Source organism: Pseudomonas sp. SC3(2021) (assembly GCF_019856535.1).
In the GTDB taxonomy this organism is placed as follows: domain Bacteria; phylum Pseudomonadota; class Gammaproteobacteria; order Pseudomonadales; family Pseudomonadaceae; genus Aquipseudomonas; species Aquipseudomonas monsensis.
This window is the reverse complement of sequence record NZ_CP082236.1, coordinates 1,903,321-1,921,776: the sequence shown is the minus strand read 5'-3', so window position 1 is coordinate 1,921,776 and position 18,456 is coordinate 1,903,321. Positions and strand designations below refer to the sequence as shown.

Annotated in this window: 14 protein-coding genes; 7 read left to right on the top strand and 7 right to left on the bottom strand. The window is 58.5% G+C overall.

Going from position 1 to position 18,456, the window contains the following annotated elements; all coding sequences use genetic code 11:
• Positions 1-54 precede the first annotated feature (54 nt).
• Positions 55-1,548, top strand: coding sequence for a YifB family Mg chelatase-like AAA ATPase (locus K5Y35_RS08420; RefSeq protein WP_222834066.1), 1,494 nt, complete (start codon positions 55-57; stop codon positions 1,546-1,548).
• On the opposite strand, the gene K5Y35_RS08415 is transcribed toward K5Y35_RS08420, so the two are convergent.
• From K5Y35_RS08415 to K5Y35_RS08405, 3 genes are all read right to left on the bottom strand, one after another.
• Complete coding sequence (locus K5Y35_RS08415; protein ID WP_222834065.1) at positions 1,545-2,759, bottom strand: aldose 1-epimerase family protein; 1,215 nt, start codon at positions 2,757-2,759, stop codon at positions 1,545-1,547. The genes K5Y35_RS08420 and K5Y35_RS08415 overlap by 4 nt on opposite strands.
• Positions 2,760-2,978: 219 nt before the next feature.
• On the bottom strand, positions 2,979-4,955 hold the full coding sequence (locus K5Y35_RS08410; RefSeq protein ID WP_128616383.1) for a methyl-accepting chemotaxis protein: 1,977 nt from the start codon (positions 4,953-4,955) through the stop codon (positions 2,979-2,981).
• A gap of 184 nt (positions 4,956-5,139) precedes the next feature.
• Complete coding sequence (locus K5Y35_RS08405; RefSeq protein WP_123469812.1) at positions 5,140-6,060, bottom strand: LysR substrate-binding domain-containing protein; 921 nt, start codon at positions 6,058-6,060, stop codon at positions 5,140-5,142.
• Positions 6,061-6,218: 158 nt separating this feature from the next.
• Here K5Y35_RS08405 and K5Y35_RS08400 point away from each other — a divergent pair, with 158 nt between their 5' ends.
• Positions 6,219-7,616, top strand: coding sequence for a NorM family multidrug efflux MATE transporter (locus tag K5Y35_RS08400; protein WP_222834064.1), 1,398 nt, complete (start codon positions 6,219-6,221; stop codon positions 7,614-7,616).
• Positions 7,617-7,799: 183 nt separating this feature from the next.
• Here the strand turns inward: K5Y35_RS08400 and K5Y35_RS08395 are convergent, their stop codons facing one another.
• Positions 7,800-9,473: a putative bifunctional diguanylate cyclase/phosphodiesterase gene (locus K5Y35_RS08395; RefSeq protein WP_123469816.1), complete on the bottom strand. Its 1,674-nt coding sequence runs from the start codon at positions 9,471-9,473 to the stop codon at positions 7,800-7,802.
• Between the two features lie 262 nt (positions 9,474-9,735).
• On the opposite strand from K5Y35_RS08395, the gene rep reads away from it, so the two are divergent.
• Both rep and K5Y35_RS08385 read left to right on the top strand, forming a co-directional pair.
• Complete coding sequence (rep, locus tag K5Y35_RS08390) at positions 9,736-11,745, top strand: DNA helicase Rep (protein ID WP_123469818.1); 2,010 nt, start codon at positions 9,736-9,738, stop codon at positions 11,743-11,745.
• Positions 11,746-11,802: 57 nt separating this feature from the next.
• Positions 11,803-12,375 (top strand): xanthine phosphoribosyltransferase, encoded by a 573-nt coding sequence (locus K5Y35_RS08385; RefSeq protein WP_003229440.1) that lies wholly within the window; start codon positions 11,803-11,805, stop codon positions 12,373-12,375.
• Positions 12,376-12,512: 137 nt separating this feature from the next.
• Here the strand turns inward: K5Y35_RS08385 and K5Y35_RS08380 are convergent, their stop codons facing one another.
• Positions 12,513-14,435: an acetyl-CoA hydrolase/transferase C-terminal domain-containing protein gene (locus tag K5Y35_RS08380; RefSeq protein WP_222834063.1), complete on the bottom strand. Its 1,923-nt coding sequence runs from the start codon at positions 14,433-14,435 to the stop codon at positions 12,513-12,515.
• 328 nt (positions 14,436-14,763) lie between these two features.
• Between K5Y35_RS08380 and K5Y35_RS08375 the strand changes: the two genes are divergently transcribed.
• The 3 genes from K5Y35_RS08375 to K5Y35_RS08365 are packed head-to-tail and all read left to right on the top strand — an operon-like array spanning position 14,764 to position 17,242.
• The gene (locus tag K5Y35_RS08375) at positions 14,764-15,642 is read left to right on the top strand and encodes a hypothetical protein (protein ID WP_222834062.1); all 879 of its coding nucleotides are present in this window, start codon (positions 14,764-14,766) and stop codon (positions 15,640-15,642) included.
• Between the two features lie 9 nt (positions 15,643-15,651).
• Positions 15,652-16,530 carry a hypothetical protein gene (locus K5Y35_RS08370; protein ID WP_222834061.1) on the top strand — a complete coding sequence of 293 codons (879 nt, stop codon included), beginning with the start codon at positions 15,652-15,654 and terminating at the stop codon, positions 16,528-16,530.
• Entirely contained in the window at positions 16,523-17,242 is a 720-nt protein-coding gene (locus tag K5Y35_RS08365; RefSeq protein ID WP_222834060.1) for an AAA family ATPase, read from the top strand. Before K5Y35_RS08370 ends, K5Y35_RS08365 begins: the two co-directional genes overlap by 8 nt.
• Positions 17,243-17,297: 55 nt before the next feature.
• Here the strand turns inward: K5Y35_RS08365 and K5Y35_RS08360 are convergent, their stop codons facing one another.
• Positions 17,298-17,714 (bottom strand): c-type cytochrome, encoded by a 417-nt coding sequence (locus K5Y35_RS08360; protein ID WP_123469822.1) that lies wholly within the window; start codon positions 17,712-17,714, stop codon positions 17,298-17,300.
• A gap of 182 nt (positions 17,715-17,896) precedes the next feature.
• A complete protein-coding gene (locus K5Y35_RS08355; RefSeq protein WP_123469824.1) occupies positions 17,897-18,445 on the bottom strand; it encodes a cupin domain-containing protein in 549 nt (182 codons plus the stop codon).
• Positions 18,446-18,456 lie beyond the last annotated feature (11 nt).

The following is an 18,456-nucleotide window of genomic DNA, read 5'->3' as shown; positions in this document are numbered from 1 at the left end:
CTACCCTTCAAAAACCCGCAGGAAGCGGCCCCCGATTCAGCTCAAGGAACGACCATGTCCCTCTCCATCGTCCACAGCCGCGCCCAGATTGGCGTGGATGCTCCCGCTGTCACCGTCGAAGTCCATCTGGCCAACGGTCTGCCGTCGCTGACCATGGTTGGCCTGCCCGAGGCTGCGGTGAAGGAGAGCAAGGATCGGGTGCGCAGCGCGATCATCAATTCCGGGCTGCATTTTCCTGCGCGGCGGATCACCTTGAATCTGGCGCCGGCGGATTTGCCCAAGGATGGCGGGCGGTTTGATCTGGCGATTGCCTTGGGGATTCTGTCCGCGAGTGTGCAGGTGCCGTGTCTGACGCTGGATGATGTGGAATGCCTCGGTGAGCTGGCCTTGTCCGGCGCAGTGCGGCCGGTGCGCGGTGTGTTGCCGGCGGCACTCGCGGCGCGCAAGGCGGGTCGTGCGCTGGTGGTGCCGCGAGCGAATGCCGAGGAGGCCTGCCTGGCTTCGGGGTTAAAGGTGTTTGCGGTGGATCATCTGCTGGAGGCGGTGGCGCATTTCAACGGACATACACCGGTCGAGCCTTATGTGTCTGACGGGCTGATGCATGCCAGCAAGCCTTATCCCGACTTGAATGAAGTGCAAGGGCAAGTGGCGGCGAAACGGGCATTGCTGATTGCCGCTGCGGGGGCGCATAACCTGCTGTTCAGCGGGCCGCCGGGGACGGGCAAGACCTTGCTGGCGAGTCGCTTGCCGGGGCTGCTGCCGCCGCTGTCTGAATGCGAAGCACTGGAAGTGGCGGCGATTCAATCGGTCGCCAGCGGCGTGCCGCTGACCCATTGGCCACAGCGTCCTTTCCGTCAACCGCACCACTCGGCATCCGGGCCGGCCCTGGTCGGTGGCAGTTCAAAACCGCAACCCGGCGAAATCACCCTCGCCCACCACGGCGTGCTGTTTCTCGACGAACTGCCGGAGTTTGATCGCAAGGTGCTGGAGGTGCTGCGCGAGCCGCTGGAGTCCGGGCATATCGTGATCGCCCGAGCCAAGGATCGCGTGCGCTTTCCGGCGCGCTTCCAGTTGGTGGCGGCGATGAATCCGTGTCCCTGTGGATATCTTGGCGAGCCGAGCGGCAAGTGTTCCTGTACGCCGGACATGGTGCAGCGCTATCGCAACAAACTGTCGGGGCCATTGCTGGATCGAATTGATCTGCACCTGACAGTGGCGCGAGAGGCGACGGCGCTGAGTCCGACAATGAAACCGGGAGAGGACAGTGCCAGTGCGGCAGCCGTGGTGGCCGAGGCCCGGGAGCGCCAGCAAAAGCGTCAGCATTGTGCCAATGCGTTTCTCGATCTGCCGGGATTGAAGCGGCACTGCAAGTTATCCACAGCCGATGAGAAATGGCTGGAATCAGCCTGTGAACGACTGACGCTATCGCTGCGCTCAGCGCATCGCCTGCTCAAAGTCGCCCGGACACTGGCCGACCTTGAGGAAGTCGATGCAATCAAGCGTGAGCACTTGGCCGAGGCGCTGCAATACCGGCCGGCGACACCTTAATGTTCGGTCAAATCAACCAAAGGCTTCTGCCGCACTTCGGTTTCACGCCCGGCCTGAATCTCGGTCACGCGCTTCAAGGCGTTATCCACAGCGCCCTTGTCCGCCAACAGGCTGTAGCTGATCTGGAACTGTTGGCTGGCCTTTGGCGCAATGGTCGGCACCAGATTCAGCGGACGCTGATAGCGGCGGTTGTAGGAAAAACTGGTGCCCGGCTCAAGGCCTGTGACATAGCCCTGCCCTTGGGTATCGGTGTTTTTCCACAGGGAAAAGACCGGCAACTGCTGCGTGTTGAAGCCAACAGAGACACCAAGGCTGCCGGCCTTGTTGTGCAAAACGGTCAGGGTTTCGCCTTTTGCGTCGGCGTAGGGCACAACGTTATAAACCGTTTCATCGTAGTCCTTGGTCGGCCCACGATAGGTCTGCCAGTAGGCCAACTCGGCTTTGGCCTTGTCGTTGAACGGCGAGACCTGTTTTACCGGTGCGGCAAAACGTGCGCCCTGCTCGAGGAACGGCGTACTGAAATTGCTGTGATACAGCGCCTGGTATTCCTTCGGATAATCGCCGTTGTTGGTCAGCGTGTCATTGAGGGCGAAACGCGCAGTGCCGGGTTCGGTGACCAGTTCGGTGACGACCGAGAAATCGACTTTCTTGAACGCCTGCTCCTTCAGCTCGCCGCGCAGGCTGATGGCGTAGGGCGGCTTTTCGTCGATGTGCAGGGTGACGCTGCTGGCCGGGATGTTGGCGGCGCGCCCGTGCAGGGTCAGCAGCTCGTCATTGTCCATGCCAGGATGGCCGACCCATTCGTACCCGCAGCGGGTCACCAGTTCATTGAAGCCTTCCAGCCAGCCCAGCCCGCCGCGCCCGTTGAGCTCGATGAAGGCCGGGTTGACCACTTCCTTGACCGGCGAATCCCATCCCATGCGCACGTTGCCGACCGAGGCCTGCAACACATTCATGCCCCGGGTCGGCACCACGGACAGTTTCATCGTGCCGTTATCAATATCCACGATGCTGACGCCCTCCTGCCGCCCACCGTGCAAGGTACGCAGGCTCACGGAAAAGGGTTTGTCGGTTTTCACCCCGAGCTGCTCACTGGTAATACTCCAGTTTTGCGCAGGCTTGTTGGTATCGAGAAGGACGTAATCCCAAGCCATGGCGTGGGAAGCAGCAGAGAATGCGCCGAGGGCGACGGCGAATTTGAGCGGGGTCATGGCAGCAGCCTTTATTGGAGTTGTGCCATTTTTATAGCGCTGCGGAAACGTTTCAGCAAGTGTAACGGAGCTTGCGATCGTGTGATTTATCAAGAATTGGCAGGGATGCCTTCGCGAGCAAGCTCGCTCCCACAAGGTTTTCGGGTGTTCACACAATTTGTGAGCTACCCCGGAAAATGTGGGAGCGAGCTTGCTCGCGAAAGCTATTTCAGCCGCGCATCAACGAAAGCGATCAACCTCGGAACGCAAATCCGCCGCCAGCTTCTCAAGCTCCTTGGCGGTAACAGCCAGGTTCGACACAACCTCACGCTGCTCACTGTTGGCCAGTGCGATGCTCTGCAAATTGCTGCTCAACAGAGTCGCAGTGCTGCTCTGCTCCTGAGTGGCCGTGGTAATCGCCGCAAACTGCTGCCCCGCCGAACGGCTTTGCTCGTCGATCCGCGCCAGCGCCGAAGCAACATTCGCGTTACGCGACAAACCTTCCTGCATCAGCACATTGCCCTGTTCCATGGTGCTGATTGCGTTGCCGGTTTCCTGCTGGATGCTGTGAATCATGCTGGAAATTTCATCGGTCGCCTGGCGGGTGCGCGAGGCCAGGCTGCGCACCTCATCCGCCACCACGGCAAAACCGCGGCCCTGTTCACCGGCACGCGCCGCTTCAATCGCAGCGTTCAGCGCCAGCAGATTGGTCTGCTCGGCAATCGAGGTGATCACGCTGACAATGCCGCCGATTTCCTGGGAGCGCTGGCCGAGGGTGTTGATCACGGTAGCAGTGGTGTTCAGTGCGCCAGCAATTTGCTCCAGCGAGGAAGAAGCCTCTTCCATCGAGCTACGACCGATCTGCGTTTGCTGAGCGTTTTCCTGGGCCAGACGCTGGGTGTTGCCCATGTTGTCGGCGATGTTCAGCGAGGTGGCGCTGAACTCTTCGACGGCGCCGGCCATGCTGGTGATTTCCCCGGACTGCTGCTCCATGCCTTCGTACGCGCCACCGGACAAACCGGACAGCGCCTGCGCCCGGCTGTTGACCTCCTCCGAGGCGCGGCGGATGTGCTCGACCATGGTCGACAGTGCCTGGCTCATCTGGTTGAACGCACGGGACAACTGACCGATTTCGTCGTTGCTCGACACGTTCAGGCGCACGCTCAGATCACCGGCGCCCAAGGCTTCGGCTTGTCGCACCAGATCACTCAGCGGCGCCAGTTTGCTGCGCAGCAGCCAGACCACCGAACCCACGGCCAGCAGCATCGCCAACAGACTGCCAATGGCCAGTTGCGTACCGACACTCCAAGTCACCGCGCGAATCTCGGCTTTCGGCATGCTCGCCACGACCGACCATGGCCCGCCATCGAATGGCACGGCGATGCTGTAGAAGTCTTCGGAGGTGTCGCTCCAGAACTCACCCTTGCCCGGTTTCGCAGCCAGACCTTTGATCACCGGAACCGCTTGATCCAGCGCCTGCACCCCCGCCGGCGCGACCAGCCATTTGTTTTGCTCATCCAGCAACGCCAGCGAACCGCTCTGGCCGATGCGGAAGCGCTTCAGGTTGTCGAACTGGATGTTCTGCGCATCGGTGTAATCGAAGCCGACGAACAACACCGCAATCACCTTGCCGCTGCCATCGCGCACCGGGGTGTACTGGGTCATGTAGGAGCGATCGAACAACAAGGCACGGCCGACGTAACCTTGCCCCGCCATCAACTTCGCATAAGCCGGGTGCGCATGATCGAGCAAGGTGCCGATGGCGCGCGTGCCGTCCTGTTTGGTCAGCGAAGTGCTGACCCGCACGAAGTCTTCGCCGCTGCGCACGAACAGCGTGGCGACGCCCGCTGTCATCTGCTTGAACTCGTCGACTTGCTTGAAGTTGTTGTTCAACACTTCGTCGCCCAGGTGCAGGCCCGGGGTCTGGGTACCGGCCACGGTCACCGGCTCATCCGGATGAATGCTCAGACCGCTACTGAAGCGCTTCTCGAACAACCCGCTCAGGCGTTGGGTGCTTTCACGCAGCGTGCCGTGAAAAGTGCTCAACTGGTCGGCCAGCAGTCGCGCCTCGCTGGCGAGATGCTCTTCACGGGTGGCGAGGTTGGCGGTATCCAGCGAACGCAGGGCGAACACCGTACTGCCGCTGATGACAATCGCCAGTATCACGGCGAGCGCGAGGCCCAGCTGCGAGGCGATCCGGGCGCGAGGTTGAGACATGGGCAGCTCCTGGCCGAGCCACGTGATCCTCCTTGATCTCGACTCGGAAATTTTTCTGGTTATGGGGGTGAATCGTGGACACCGGCACGACGGTGCCACAAGCACGTATTCGGCGGTGGATCCGAATACTTGAGCGGAAAACAAGGTTATGGCACAAGGCCGGCATTGTGGCGGCTCTAACGTTTCAGCTCAAGCGTGCAACCGCCGGCAACTCCATGGCTCGCACTTCGCCTTGGAGGAAATCGCTGAGACGGCGCAAACGTTCACCTCCCGGACGGGTTTTCGGCCACACCAGGTAATAATTCAGCCCGCTGGCGACGGCCGTCGGCCACGGCAGACTCAGGCGCCCCTGAGCGACATCTTCGGCGACCATCAGCAAGTCGCCCATCGACACCCCGTAACCACGCGCCGCCGCGATCATCCCCAGTTCCAGGGTATCGAACACCTGACCGCCCTTGAGCGAGACCTGATCGGACAGCCCCATGTGCTCCAGCCAGCTGCGCCAGTCGCGCCGATCCGGGGTCGGGTGCAACAGCTCGGTGCAGGCCAGGCGCGCAACGTCCCAGGGCTGGTCGTTGAGCAGGTTCGGCGCGCCGACCGGAATCAGCTCTTCGGGAAACAACAGGCTGGCCTCCCAGTCCGGCGGGAAGTGCCCGTCACTGAGCAGCACCGCGCAGTCGAAAGGCTCGTTGTTGAAGTCCACCGAATCCACGTCCATCCATGCGCTGGTCAGTTGCACCTCGTTGCCCGGCTGCAAGTGCCGGAATCGACTGAGCCGCGCCAGCAGCCAGCGCATGGTCAGGGTCGATGGCGCTTTCATCCGCAGGATGTCGTCTTCGGCGCGCAAGGTATTGCAGGCTCGCTCGAGGGCGGCGAAACCTTCGCGAATCCCCGGCAACAGCATCCGTGCCGACTCGGTGAGTTGCAGGTTGCGTCCACTGCGATGAAACAACTTGCAGGCGAAATGCTCTTCGAGGGTGCGAATGTGCCGGCTGACCGCACTTTGGGTAATCGACAGCTCCTCGGCGGCGCGGGTGAACGAGCTGTGCCGCGCCGCCGCTTCGAATGCGCGCAAGGCATACAAGGGAGGAAGACGACGAGACATTCGGAAAGCTCCTATAGCGGGATGCGGCCAACTTAGCAGAATCTGCCCTGGATGAGTTTGACTCATGCCACCCATCCTTTTTATCCCTTTGTGCGAAACCGTTTGAGCGCCGAGAATCGACGGCTCCCTGTTCCCTCTTTAAATGAGTGGTGAAGATCATGCAGCAACCTGTGCGTACCGAACTCTGGGCCATCCTGCGGCTGTCGGGGCCGCTGATCGCTTCTCAGTTGGCGCACATGTTGATGGTGCTGACCGACACCCTGATGATGGCGCGCATCAGCCCCGAGGCACTGGCCGGTGGCGGTCTGGGGGCGGCGAGTTATTCGTTCGTGTCGATCTTCTGCATTGGTGTAATTGCAGCGGTCGGCACGCTGGTCGCGATCCGTCAGGGTGCCGGCGACATCATCGGCGCGGCACGCCTGACTCAGGCCGGATTATGGCTGGCGTGGCTGATGGCGCTGGGCGCCGGGTTGCTGCTGTGGAATCTCAAACCGCTGTTGCTGCTGTTCGGCCAGACCGAAACCAACGTCAACGCCGCCGGACAATTCCTGATCGCCCTGCCCTTCGCCCTGCCCGGTTATTTGAGTTTCATGGCCCTGCGCGGCTTTACCAGCGCGATTGGCCGGGCGACCCCGGTGATGGTCATCAGCCTGGGCGGCACCGTGGCCAACTTCCTGCTCAATTACGCACTGATCACCGGCATGTTCGGCCTGCCGAAACTGGGTTTGACGGGCATCGGCCTGGTCACGGCAATTGTAGCCAGCTGCATGGCACTGGCGCTGGCCTGGCATATCCGCCGGCATCCGGCTTACGACGCTTACCCGCTGCGCGCCGGGCTGTCGCGGCCGAACCGGCAATACCTCAAGGAGCTCTGGCGCCTGGGCCTGCCCATTGGCGGCACCTATGCGGTGGAAGTGGGTTTGTTTGCCTTTGCGGCTTTGTGCATGGGCACCATGGGCAGCACGCAGATGGGCGCGCACCAGATCGCCCTGCAAATCGTCTCGGTGGCGTTCATGGTGCCGGCAGGCATGTCGTACGCCATCACCATGCGCGTCGGCCAGCATTACGGCGCCGGGCAGTTGAACGATGCGCGGATGTCAGGACGGGTCGGCATCGCCTTCGGCGCGGTGGTGATGCTGGGTTTTGCCATGGTGTTCTGGTTGTTGCCGAATCAGTTGGTCGGGTTGTTCCTCGATCACAATGATCCGGCGTTTGCCGAGGTGATTCGCCTGGCCGTGAGCCTGCTGGCAGTGGCTGCGTGGTTCGAGCTGTTCGACGGCACCCAGACGATCGCCATGGGCTGCATCCGTGGGCTCAAGGATGCCAAGACCACGTTTCTGGTCGGGCTCGGTTGCTATTGGTTGATCGGCGCGCCGGCGGCGTGGTGGATGGCGTTCCACCTCAATTGGGGGCCGACGGGCGTCTGGTGGGGGCTGGCGCTGGGCTTGGCGTGTGCGGCGATCAGCCTGACGCTGGCGTTTGAGTGGAAGATGAAGCGGATGATTCGGCGGGAGCCTGCGTCATCCAGGCCATTCACAGTTCCTCAGACCGACTGAGATCCCTTGTAGGAGTGAGCCTTTGTGGCGAGGGGATTTATCCCCGATGGGTGGCGAAGCCGCCCCAAAACCGGTAGCTGGGGTTTATCAGATGTGTCCAGTGCTATGGTCTTGCGACTGCTTCGCAGTCGAACGAGGGATAAATCCCCTCGCCACAATGTTGTTCCAAATTGAGTTATGGATTTAGCTGACGATTTCCAGTGCGGGCTGTTGGCTGGCGCCGAAGGTCAGGTACTCAACCAGTTCCGCCAGCGGCAACGGCCGGCTGATCAGATAACCCTGCACCTGATCGCAACCAAACCCGCGCAACAGATCCAGTTGCTCCGGCGTCTCGACCCCTTCCGCCACCACTTCCAGATGCAGGTTGTGCGCGAGATTGATCATCGCGTGCACCAGTTTGCGGTTCTCTTCACGCTGCTCCATGCCGCCGACGAAGCTCTTGTCGATTTTCAACAAAGTGATCGGCAGGCTGTTGAGGTGCACGAACGATGAGAACCCGGTGCCAAAGTCATCCAGCGAAAAACGCACGCCGAGGCGGCCGAGGGCGTCCATGGTCTGTTTGACCAGATCGCTGCGGCGCATGACGGCGGTTTCGGTCAGTTCGAATTCCAGCCATTGCGCTTCAACACCACGCTCGGCGATCAAACGGCTGAGGGTCGGCAGCAACTGGCTGTCCTGAAACTGGCGAAACGACAAGTTGATTGCCATGTGCAGCGCCGGCAGCCCACGTTCGCGCAACGCCTGCATGTCGCGCAGGGCCCGGGAAATCACCCAGTACCCCAGCGGCACGATCAAGCCGCTCTGCTCGGCCAGCGGCACGAATTCGCTCGGCGGCAGCAAGCCGCGCTCGCCATGACGCCAGCGCACCAGCGCTTCGAGACCGACGATCTGCCCGTCCGCCATGTTCAGCCGTGGCTGGTAATGCAGTTCCAGCTCGTCGCGACGCAAGGCCCGGCGCAGCTCGCTTTCGAGGTCGGCCATGCTCCGTGCGTTGCGGTTGATGCGTTCGTTGAAGATATGGAAGGTGCAGCCCTGGGTGCTCTTGGCCTGCTGCATGGCGATGTGTGCGTGCCACATCAGCGGGTCGGCTCCCCCTTGTGCGCGGGCATGGGCGATGCCGAGGCTGGAACCGATCAACAGGCTTTCACCATCGACCCAATACGGTTCGGACAAGGCTTCGGTGATACGTTCGGCCATCCACTCGGCGCGCTGCGGTGCACGGCGGGTGTCGATCAGCAGGGCAAATTCATCGCTGCCCAGCCGCGCCAGTTGATCACCGGCTTCGAGCTGACTTTTCAGTCGTGCGACGACTTGCAGGATCAAACGGTCGCCGGCCTGATGGCCAAGGGCGTCGTTGGCGTGACGGAAGTTGTCGAGGTCGAGGTGTCCGAGGGCCAGGCCACGCCCGTCGTTTTCCGCGAGGCGCGCCGTGAGCAGGGTCTGGAAGCCCTGGCGGTTGGCGATGCCGGTCAGCGGATCCTGTTCGGCCAGACGTTGCAAGGTGTTTTCGAGCACGCCGCGCTCGCGCACATGACGCAGGCAACGCCGCAGCATGCCGGCGTCGAGGGCGTCGAACACCAGCCAGTCGCTGACGCCAACGGGCGCAGTGGCCGGTTCGTGTTCCAGCAGCAATACCGTCGGCAGGCTGCAACGGCCCGGGGCCGGTTGCAACGCGGGTACGGTCAACAACACCGCGTGACGGTTGTCTTCGAACAAACGGCTGACCGACTCCCAGCTCGGCGCGCTGATCAGCACCGCCGCGCTCCCCATCGGAGCCAGACACTCACGCAATAACGCTGTCCACGCTGGCGCTTCGGCCAGTAGCAGCAAACGCAAGGGTTCGACAGGCGTAGACAAGCTAGCTCCCTAGACTCTGCAATGATGTGGGCGGGGCATTATGCCGTTGCGATGTTCAATGACCAAATGACAACGGTTATCAGAACGTTATTTTGTGTCACGAATGAGAACATTAGCCGCAAAATCACCGTGCATCCTCCGCGAAAGTAACAAAACCGGCAAATTTGAATCGCGTGGTGCGTCACAAGTCGGACAGAGCAGCACAAATCGCTGAGCCTGTTAAAATGCCGGCCCATTTCGTCAACGACTCCCGAATTTTCGTATGTCCCGACTCAATCCCCGGCAGCAAGAAGCCGTGAACTACGTCGGCGGCCCTCTATTGGTGCTCGCCGGCGCTGGCTCCGGCAAGACCAGCGTGATCACGCGCAAGATCGCGCACCTGATCCAGAACTGCGGCATCCGCGCCCAGTACATCGTCGCCATGACCTTCACCAACAAGGCCGCACGCGAGATGAAGGAGCGGGTCGGCACCCTGCTGCGTGCCGGCGAAGGTCGCGGCCTGACCGTCTGCACGTTCCACAACCTTGGCCTGAACATCATCCGCAAGGAACACGCGCGGCTGGGCTACAAACCCGGTTTCTCGATCTTCGACGAGACCGACGTCAAAGCCCTGATGACCGACATCATGCAGAAGGAATACGCGGGCGACGACGGCGTCGACGAGATCAAGAACATGATCGGCGCCTGGAAAAACGACCTGATTCTCCCGGCCCAGGCGCTGGAGAATGCGCGTAACCCCAAGGAACAGACCGCCGCCATCGTCTACACCCACTACCAGCGCACGCTCAAGGCGTTCAACGCGGTGGACTTCGACGACCTGATCCTGCTGCCGGTAAAACTCTTCGAAGAGCACGCCGACATTCTCGAAAAGTGGCAGAACAAGGTGCGCTACCTGCTGGTCGACGAATACCAGGACACCAACGCCAGTCAGTACTTGCTGGTGAAAATGCTGATCGGCAAGCGCAACCAGTTCACCGTGGTGGGCGACGACGACCAGTCGATCTACGCCTGGCGCGGTGCGCGGCCGGAAAACCTGATGCTGCTCAAGGACGACTATCCGTCCTTGAAAGTGGTAATGCTCGAGCAGAACTACCGCTCCACCAGCCGCATCCTGCGCTGCGCCAACGTGCTGATCTCGAACAACCCGCACGAATTCGAAAAGCAGTTGTGGAGTGAGATGGGCCACGGCGACGAGATCCGTGTGATCCGCTGCCGCAACGAGGACGCCGAAGCCGAGCGCGTGGCCATGGAAATCCTCAGCCTGCACTTGCGCACCGACCGCCCGTACAGCGATTTCGCGATCCTCTATCGCGGCAACTACCAGGCCAAGCTGATCGAACTGAAACTGCAGCACCACCAGGTGCCGTACCGCCTGAGCGGTGGCAACAGTTTCTTCGGCCGTCAGGAAGTGAAAGACCTGATGGCCTACTTCCGCCTGATCGTGAACCCGGATGACGACAACGCCTTCCTGCGGGTGATCAACGTGCCGCGCCGGGAAATCGGCTCGACCACCCTGGAAAAACTCGGCAACTACGCCACCGAACGCAAAATCTCGATGTACGCCGCCACCGACGAAATCGGTCTGGGCGAACACCTGGACAGCCGCTTCACCGATCGTCTGGCGCGCTTCAAGCGTTTCATGGACAAGGTCCGCGAGCAGTGCGCCGGCGAAGACCCGATCTCGGCGCTGCGCAGCATGGTCATGGACATCGACTACGAGAACTGGCTACGCACCAACAGCTCCAGCGACAAGGCTGCCGATTACCGGATGGGTAACGTCTGGTTCTTGATCGAGGCGTTGAAAAACACCCTCGAGAAAGACGAAGAAGGCGAAATGACCGTCGAGGACGCCATCGGCAAACTGGTCCTGCGCGACATGCTCGAGCGTCAGCAGGAGGAAGAGGACGGCGCCGAAGGCGTGCAGATGATGACCTTGCACGCCTCCAAGGGTCTGGAATTCCCTTACGTGTTCATCATGGGCATGGAAGAGGAAATCCTCCCGCACCGTTCCAGCATCGAAGCCGACACCATCGAAGAAGAACGCCGCCTGGCCTACGTGGGCATCACCCGTGCCCGTCAGACCCTGGCCTTCACCTTCGCCGCCAAGCGCAAGCAGTACGGCGAGATCATCGACTGCGCGCCGAGCCGCTTCCTTGATGAGCTGCCGCCGGACGACTTGGCGTGGGAAGGCAACGACGACACACCGACCGAAGTCAAAGCCGTGCGCGGCAACAACGCATTGGCCGATATACGCGCGATGTTAAAGCGCTAGAATTGACCCCTTTTTACTAGACCTTCGGCGCACCAAGCGCCAAATGAGGACAGCTTCATGGAAGCATTGCACCAGAAAATCCGCGAACAAGGCATTGTGCTTTCCGACCAGGTCCTGAAAGTCGACGCCTTTCTGAACCACCAGATCGACCCGGCCCTGATGAAGCTGATCGGCGACGAATTCGCCACGCTGTTCAAGGATTCGGGCATCACCAAGATCGTCACCATCGAAGCCTCGGGCATCGCCCCGGCAATCATGACCGGTCTGAACCTCGGTGTGCCGGTGATTTTCGCGCGCAAGCAACAGTCCCTGACCCTGACCGAAAACCTGCTGTCGGCGACCGTTTACTCGTTCACCAAGAAGACCGAAAGCACCGTGGCCATCTCCCCGCGTCACCTGACCAGCAGCGACCGCGTGTTGATCATCGACGACTTCCTGGCCAACGGTAAGGCCTCGCAAGCGCTGATCTCGATCATCAAGCAGGCCGGTGCCACCGTGGCCGGCCTGGGCATCGTGATCGAGAAGTCGTTCCAGGGCGGCCGTGCCGAGCTGGATTCGCAGGGTTATCGCGTTGAATCGCTGGCCCGCGTGAAATCGCTGAAGGATGGCGTCGTTACCTTCATCGAATAACAGCTGAAAGCCGCAAGCTCAACGCAATACCTGTGGGAGCGAGCTTGCTCGCGAAGGCGTCAGATCAGTCCCCTCTTCAGTGACTGACTAACCGCTTTCGCGAGCAAGCTCGCTCCCACAGTTTTTTTTGTCGCTTGTTACTGCGCGGTGGCTTTGAGGCCAGTGAGCAGCAGGCGCTGGAAGAGGTCTTCTTTCAGGCCTTCCGGGTTTGTGAGTTGCATGCGCTCGAGGTGTTCGGGGTATAGCGATGCCTCGGGGGCATCGAGGGCGGCTTTGCCGAGTTCGAGGATTTCGCTCAGCTTGAACTTGCTCTTTAGCCAGTTCAGCGCTCGCAGCAGATCGCGCTCGATCGCGGTGAAATCACAACCCAGCGGATACTCCGGAAACAGGTTTGGATGCTTCGCGGCAATCGCCTGCAAGCGTTGCGGGGTGTTCTCGGCGAAACGCGGATCGAGACGGAAATCCTTTGGCAGTTTGCCGACCTTTTGCGCTTGCTCGATCAGCCCCTGCTGGAAACGGGAATCGCTGATGTTCAGCAACGACTCGATCACCACCGCATCGGTCTTGCCACGCAGATCGGCAATGCCGTACTCGGTGACCACGATGTCGCGCAGGTGCCGTGGGATCGTGCAGTGGCCGTATTCCCAAACGATGTTCGAGCTGACATCGCCGCCGGACTCACGCCAACTGCGCAGAATCAGAATCGACCTCGCATCGTGCAGCGCATGGCCCTGGGCAACGAAGTTGTACTGCCCACCGACGCCACTGAGCACCCGCCCGTCTTCCAGTTGATCGGCCACGCCGGCACCCAGCAACGTCATGGTGAACACGGTGTTGATGAACCGCGCATCAAGTCGCTGCAAGCGCTTCAATGCTTCCTGCCCGTACAGCTCGTTGATGTAGCTGATGCGGGTCATGTTGAATTCAAGGCGTTTACTCTGCGGTAACTCGCGCAGGCGCTCGTAGAAACTGCGCGGGCCGAGGAAGAAACCGCCATGCACCGAGATGCCGTCAGTCTGCGCGGCCTCATCGAGGGTGCCAGCGTTGGCCTGTTCCTGCGTCTGCACGTCGGGATAGACCTTGCGCCGGATGATCCCGGCATCCGCCAGCACCAGCAGACCGTTGACGAACATTTCGCTGCAGCCGTACAGGCCTTTGGCGAACGGCGCGGTGCCACCCTCCCGTTCGATCAACTGCGCCCACTGACTGAGGTTGATGTCATCGAGCAACGCTGTGTATCCGGCGTTATCCGCCTGACGTGCGAGCAGTGCGGCGGTCAGGGCATCGCCCATTGAGCCGATGCCGATCTGCAGGGTGCCACCGTCGCGCACCAGCGTGCTGGCGTGCAAACCGATGAAATGGTCCTGAAACCCCACCGGCATGTTCGGCGTGGAAAACAGCGTACTGCTGTCCTTCGCGTCGATCAGCAGGTCGAAGGTGTCGATATCGACTTCGGCGTCGCCGGGCATGTACGGCAGATCGGTGTGCACCTGGCCGACCAGCAAAATGGTTTCCCCGGCGTCGCGGCGCTTGGCGATCATCGGCAACAGGTCGAGGGTGATGTCCGGGTTGCAGCTCAGGCTCAGACGGTCCGGGTGTTCACTGCTGCTGGCCAGCAGTTGCGCCACCAGGTTCAGCCCGGCAGCGTTGATGTCACGGGCGGCGTGGCTGTAGTTGCTGCTGACGTAATCCTGCTGGGCCGGCGCGCTGTTGAGCAGGCTGCCGGGCTGCATGAAAAACTGTTCGATACGGATGTTGGCGGGCAGGCTGTCGTGATGCAGGTCGGCGAGGAAATCGAATTCCGGGTAGTCGCCGAACACCCGCTCGACGAAGGGTTCGATAAAGCGCTTCTGCAAACCATCCCCCAGCGTCGGACGGCCAAGGCACAGCGCGGTATACATCGTCAGTTGCCGCTCGGGCAGGCCTTTGATCCGCCGGTACAGCGCGTTGACGAAGTGATTGGGTTTGCCCAGGCCCAGCGGCATGCCCATGTGGATATGCGCCGGCAAACGCGCCAGCACCTCGTCCACTGCCTGTTCGATCGAACACAACTGCACCATCTGAAGCCTCCTGCCCGTTCCGTGAAAAGGGGTAGACCGAGATTGCCGGGGATTTACTTCCGAGGGAAGGCAATTAATGCGAAAAAAGTGAAATAGGCGAGTGCGGTGCTTGGTGCAAGCACATCCAGAAAACTTTCAACAATAACAATGAATTAACAACACCAAAAGAATCATCGCACAAGCCTACAGCTTCCTTCCTACATTGACTCGAATTTAATCACGCAAAACTTCAGGATGAGTCTGAATTGAAGTCAATTTAATAATAGCTAGGATTAAAAACACAATCACGATTTTCCGTTTCTCCGCACCAAATGGAATTTATCAAACCATGAAAAGCAACCTAATACTTTGCTGCTTTGGCCTGGGTATTTCAGTTCTAACAAGCGCATCACCCTACCTAATCGGCAATTCAATTAATTTGTATGTATCCCAAGATCGCTTATATTTATATGCACTCGCAGGCGCTTCGCTTCTTATCATCGCGACGCCTCCCTTGAAACTAGCAGCCAACATTTATCTACAAAGGACTGCTGCCAAGACAAGATATATTCTGAAAAGGACAATTCTAACGCACCTGCGAAGCAAGGCATCTACATATAGGGAAAATCCAGGTGAGCAGATCGAACTCATCGACGGCGATGTTGACGGTTCGATGTATCTATACCATTCGGTATTTTTTGACACTTCACTCAACTTCAGCATCATAATCTTCGCGCTGATTATAACGGCTCAGTATCATCCTCTTCTGGCGCTCGCCCCCCTTAGCGGCCTGCTATATGCCTCAGCTGCATATTTTATAACCCGGAGAAAGAGCGACACCCTTTTTGAAGAATACGTCCAAGCAAACACCGTTATAATCGGGGCAATCTGTGCGCATGTATGCGATGCCAAACCGTACAACGACAGAGTCAAGTTGGACATCAAAAATATTGAGCGCCTCGCTTTTCGTTCAAACCTGAAGGCATCTTTTTTCGAATCAATTTCAGGAACATGTTACTTGGTAGCGATAGTTGTTTTGTTCTTGATATCCGCTCATTTAAAAAGTGAAAGCGCTTTGACAACAGGTGCTATCTTTGCCTCAGCCATCTACCTTGAGCGTGTGCTCAGCCCAACAATATCACTTATATCCATTTACTACTCAAGCAGAGAGGCCTCTTATCGCCGCAATCGAATACTGAGCTATAAACTACAGCACGGGGGGCGTTGAATTATGCTTATGTGCTTGCGAAAAAACGGGGCATTATTTTTGTTTTCAACAATATGCCTGATTTTAGCAGCTGCATGTCAGTTGCTAATACCTTCGATCGTGGCAGAGGGACTTACTGCTCTCAGTAGTGGTGCTGTCAGCACTAATCTGTATTTCCTTCTCACCGCTATTTTTTTATCCAAACTCGCGACTCAAACTCTGGGCAGCTCCATGGCGGCGCTCATGGAAGCGAAATCTCGCTTTTCACTCATCAATTTCATTGTGCATGATGAAAGACCTTGCCCGTTAAGCTCTCGCGTGACGATGATCAAAGAAGATGCCGAGAAAATTGCTTCAGTCCTTCATGACTCAATTCATCTGGCAGGATCTTGTATTCTGACATTTGCTACAGCCTATATCTTACTCCGTGAAAATACTTATTTTTTCATCCCGTTGATATTTATCATGACATTGACTTGTGTGCAGTTGAAATTTGCAAAACTACATATCCAGAGTCTGTATAAAGCCGAAATGATCAATGAAGACCTGTACAAGGAATCGTTAATCAGCACTTTCAGCTCACGCACAATTGATGAGCAAAGCTCTCAATCACTTATCAGCAATAGCAATGAATGTCTGAGCAACACAATACAAGCACGCTACAAATATCAAAAAGCCAACGCCATTCAGTGCTTCTGGCCGGAAATGGCTATCTCGGCCGGGACAGTATCAGTCATCATTTTTAGCGCCACTGCGACGCCGGAGTTATTCGGCGAGCGTCTTATTGCCTATCTTGGCTACGTCGGAATTTTTACCATGGCCAGCACGAGTTCGATAAGACTTGGTATAACGATGATAGGAGTAAAGGTATCCGTTGGTAGAGTATTCAGGGGGCGCCAATATGAATGATTTATTCATCCAGCAGATACGCCTGAAGCCAGACATAGCCGCGGCTCATTTTTTACGCGGCCTTTTTCCGCTTCAATTCAATAGCAGAATTACCGTATTTATTGGAGAAAACGGTTCTGGTAAATCCACGTTGCTTGAAGCACTTGCCATCAAGTTGGGATGCAATCCAGAAGGCGGCGGGAAGAACTTCAATTTCTCGACTGAGAACACCCACTCGAAACTGCACGAAACCCTGACGCTTTCAAAAGGCTACCGAAGGGAGAAGGACGTTTTTTTCTACAGAGCAGAAACCTTCTATAACTTGAACACTGCGATCCGCAAGCTTGATGCAGAGGGGAGCTTTGATCCCGAAATAAAGACCTATTACGGCGGCGTGGATATGCATTGCATGTCGCACGGTGAAGCAATGGAGGCTCTGTTTCAAAACCGATTCAAAGCCCAGGGACTGTACGTTCTCGATGAACCGGAAGCGTCGTTATCCCCATTGAGGCAATTGGTATTTATCAACCGAATAATGGAGCTAGCACGCAAAGGCGCACAGTTCATCATCGCCACACACTCACCTCTCATTTTGTCGATCCCGGGATGTGATCTGAGACAGATATCGGAAGGGCGCTCCGAACCAATAACTCCGGCAGATACTGATGCTTATGCTGTGTACAAAGCCGTACTTAATTCTTCCGGTGCCTTTATCGCGAAAAGCATGCAGTGATGCTGCACACAAAAAAAACCGTCCGAAGACGGTTTTTTTTCATCAGAAGCGCGCCTTACTTCAGGCCGGACATCTTCTGGATCGCGCCCTTCAGCTCGTCATCCGAGCAATCGGCGCAGGTGCCTTTTGGCGGCATGGAATTGATGCCGGTGATGGCTTTGGCCAGGATGCCGTCGAGGCCGCCCTGGTGATCGGCGCGTTCTTTCCAGGCCGCGGTGTCACCGATTTTCGGTGCGCCCAGCAGCCCGGTGCTGTGGCAAGCGTTGCAATGTTTTGCAATCACTTCATCCGGTGTCTTCGCACCACCGCCGCCGCCAGCGGAGGCTGCGACCTCCATTCCTTTGCATTCCTGCCCCTGAACGCACACCTGGCCGACCGGCTCGAGGCGCTTGGCAATGTCGTCATTCGTCGCAGCTTGAGCGCTGACAGCCCAGAGGGCCAGTACGGTTGCTGGTGCGGCCAGCATTTTCATAATTAGGTTCACGCGTTCACCCTCAATGGTGGCTATTCACGCCTGCGGCCACGGTTCGCAGGCGGGCGCAAGTATAGCGGGTAGCCCGCCACACTGAAACAACCCCATAGTCGAAGGGGTTATACCGCGCAGTGGAAAAACTATTCGGATGCCTTCGCCGTCATGGCCTGGCGCCTCTATCGTTAAAAATTCGCCGGCGTGGCTGCGCTGATTAGTCGCGCCGGCGTGTCGAACGGATTACGGAAACGATGCGGCTTGGTACTTTCAAAGTAGTAGCTGTCGCCGGCTTCGAGAATAAAAGTTTCCAGTCCCACCACCAACTCCAGACGACCCTCAACCAGAATCCCGGTTTCTTCGCCTTCATGGGTGAGCATTTCTTCGCCGGTATCGGCGCCCGGCGGGTAGATTTCGTTGAGGAAGGCAATAGCGCGGCTAGGGTGCGCGCGGCCGACCAGTTTCATGGTCACGGCGCCGTCGGAGATGTCGATCAGCTCGTTGGCCTTGTAGACGATCTGGGTCGGGACTTCCTGCAGGATCTCTTCGGAAAAGAACTCGACCATCGACATGGGAATCCCGCCCAGCACTTTCCTCAGCGAACTGATCGAAGGGCTGACGCTGTTCTTTTCGATCATCGAAATGGTGCTGTTGGTAACGCCCGCGCGCTTGGCGAGTTCACGCTGGGAAAGCCCTTTGAGCTTGCGGATCGATTGCAGTCGTTCACCGACGTCCAAGGCGGGAGCCT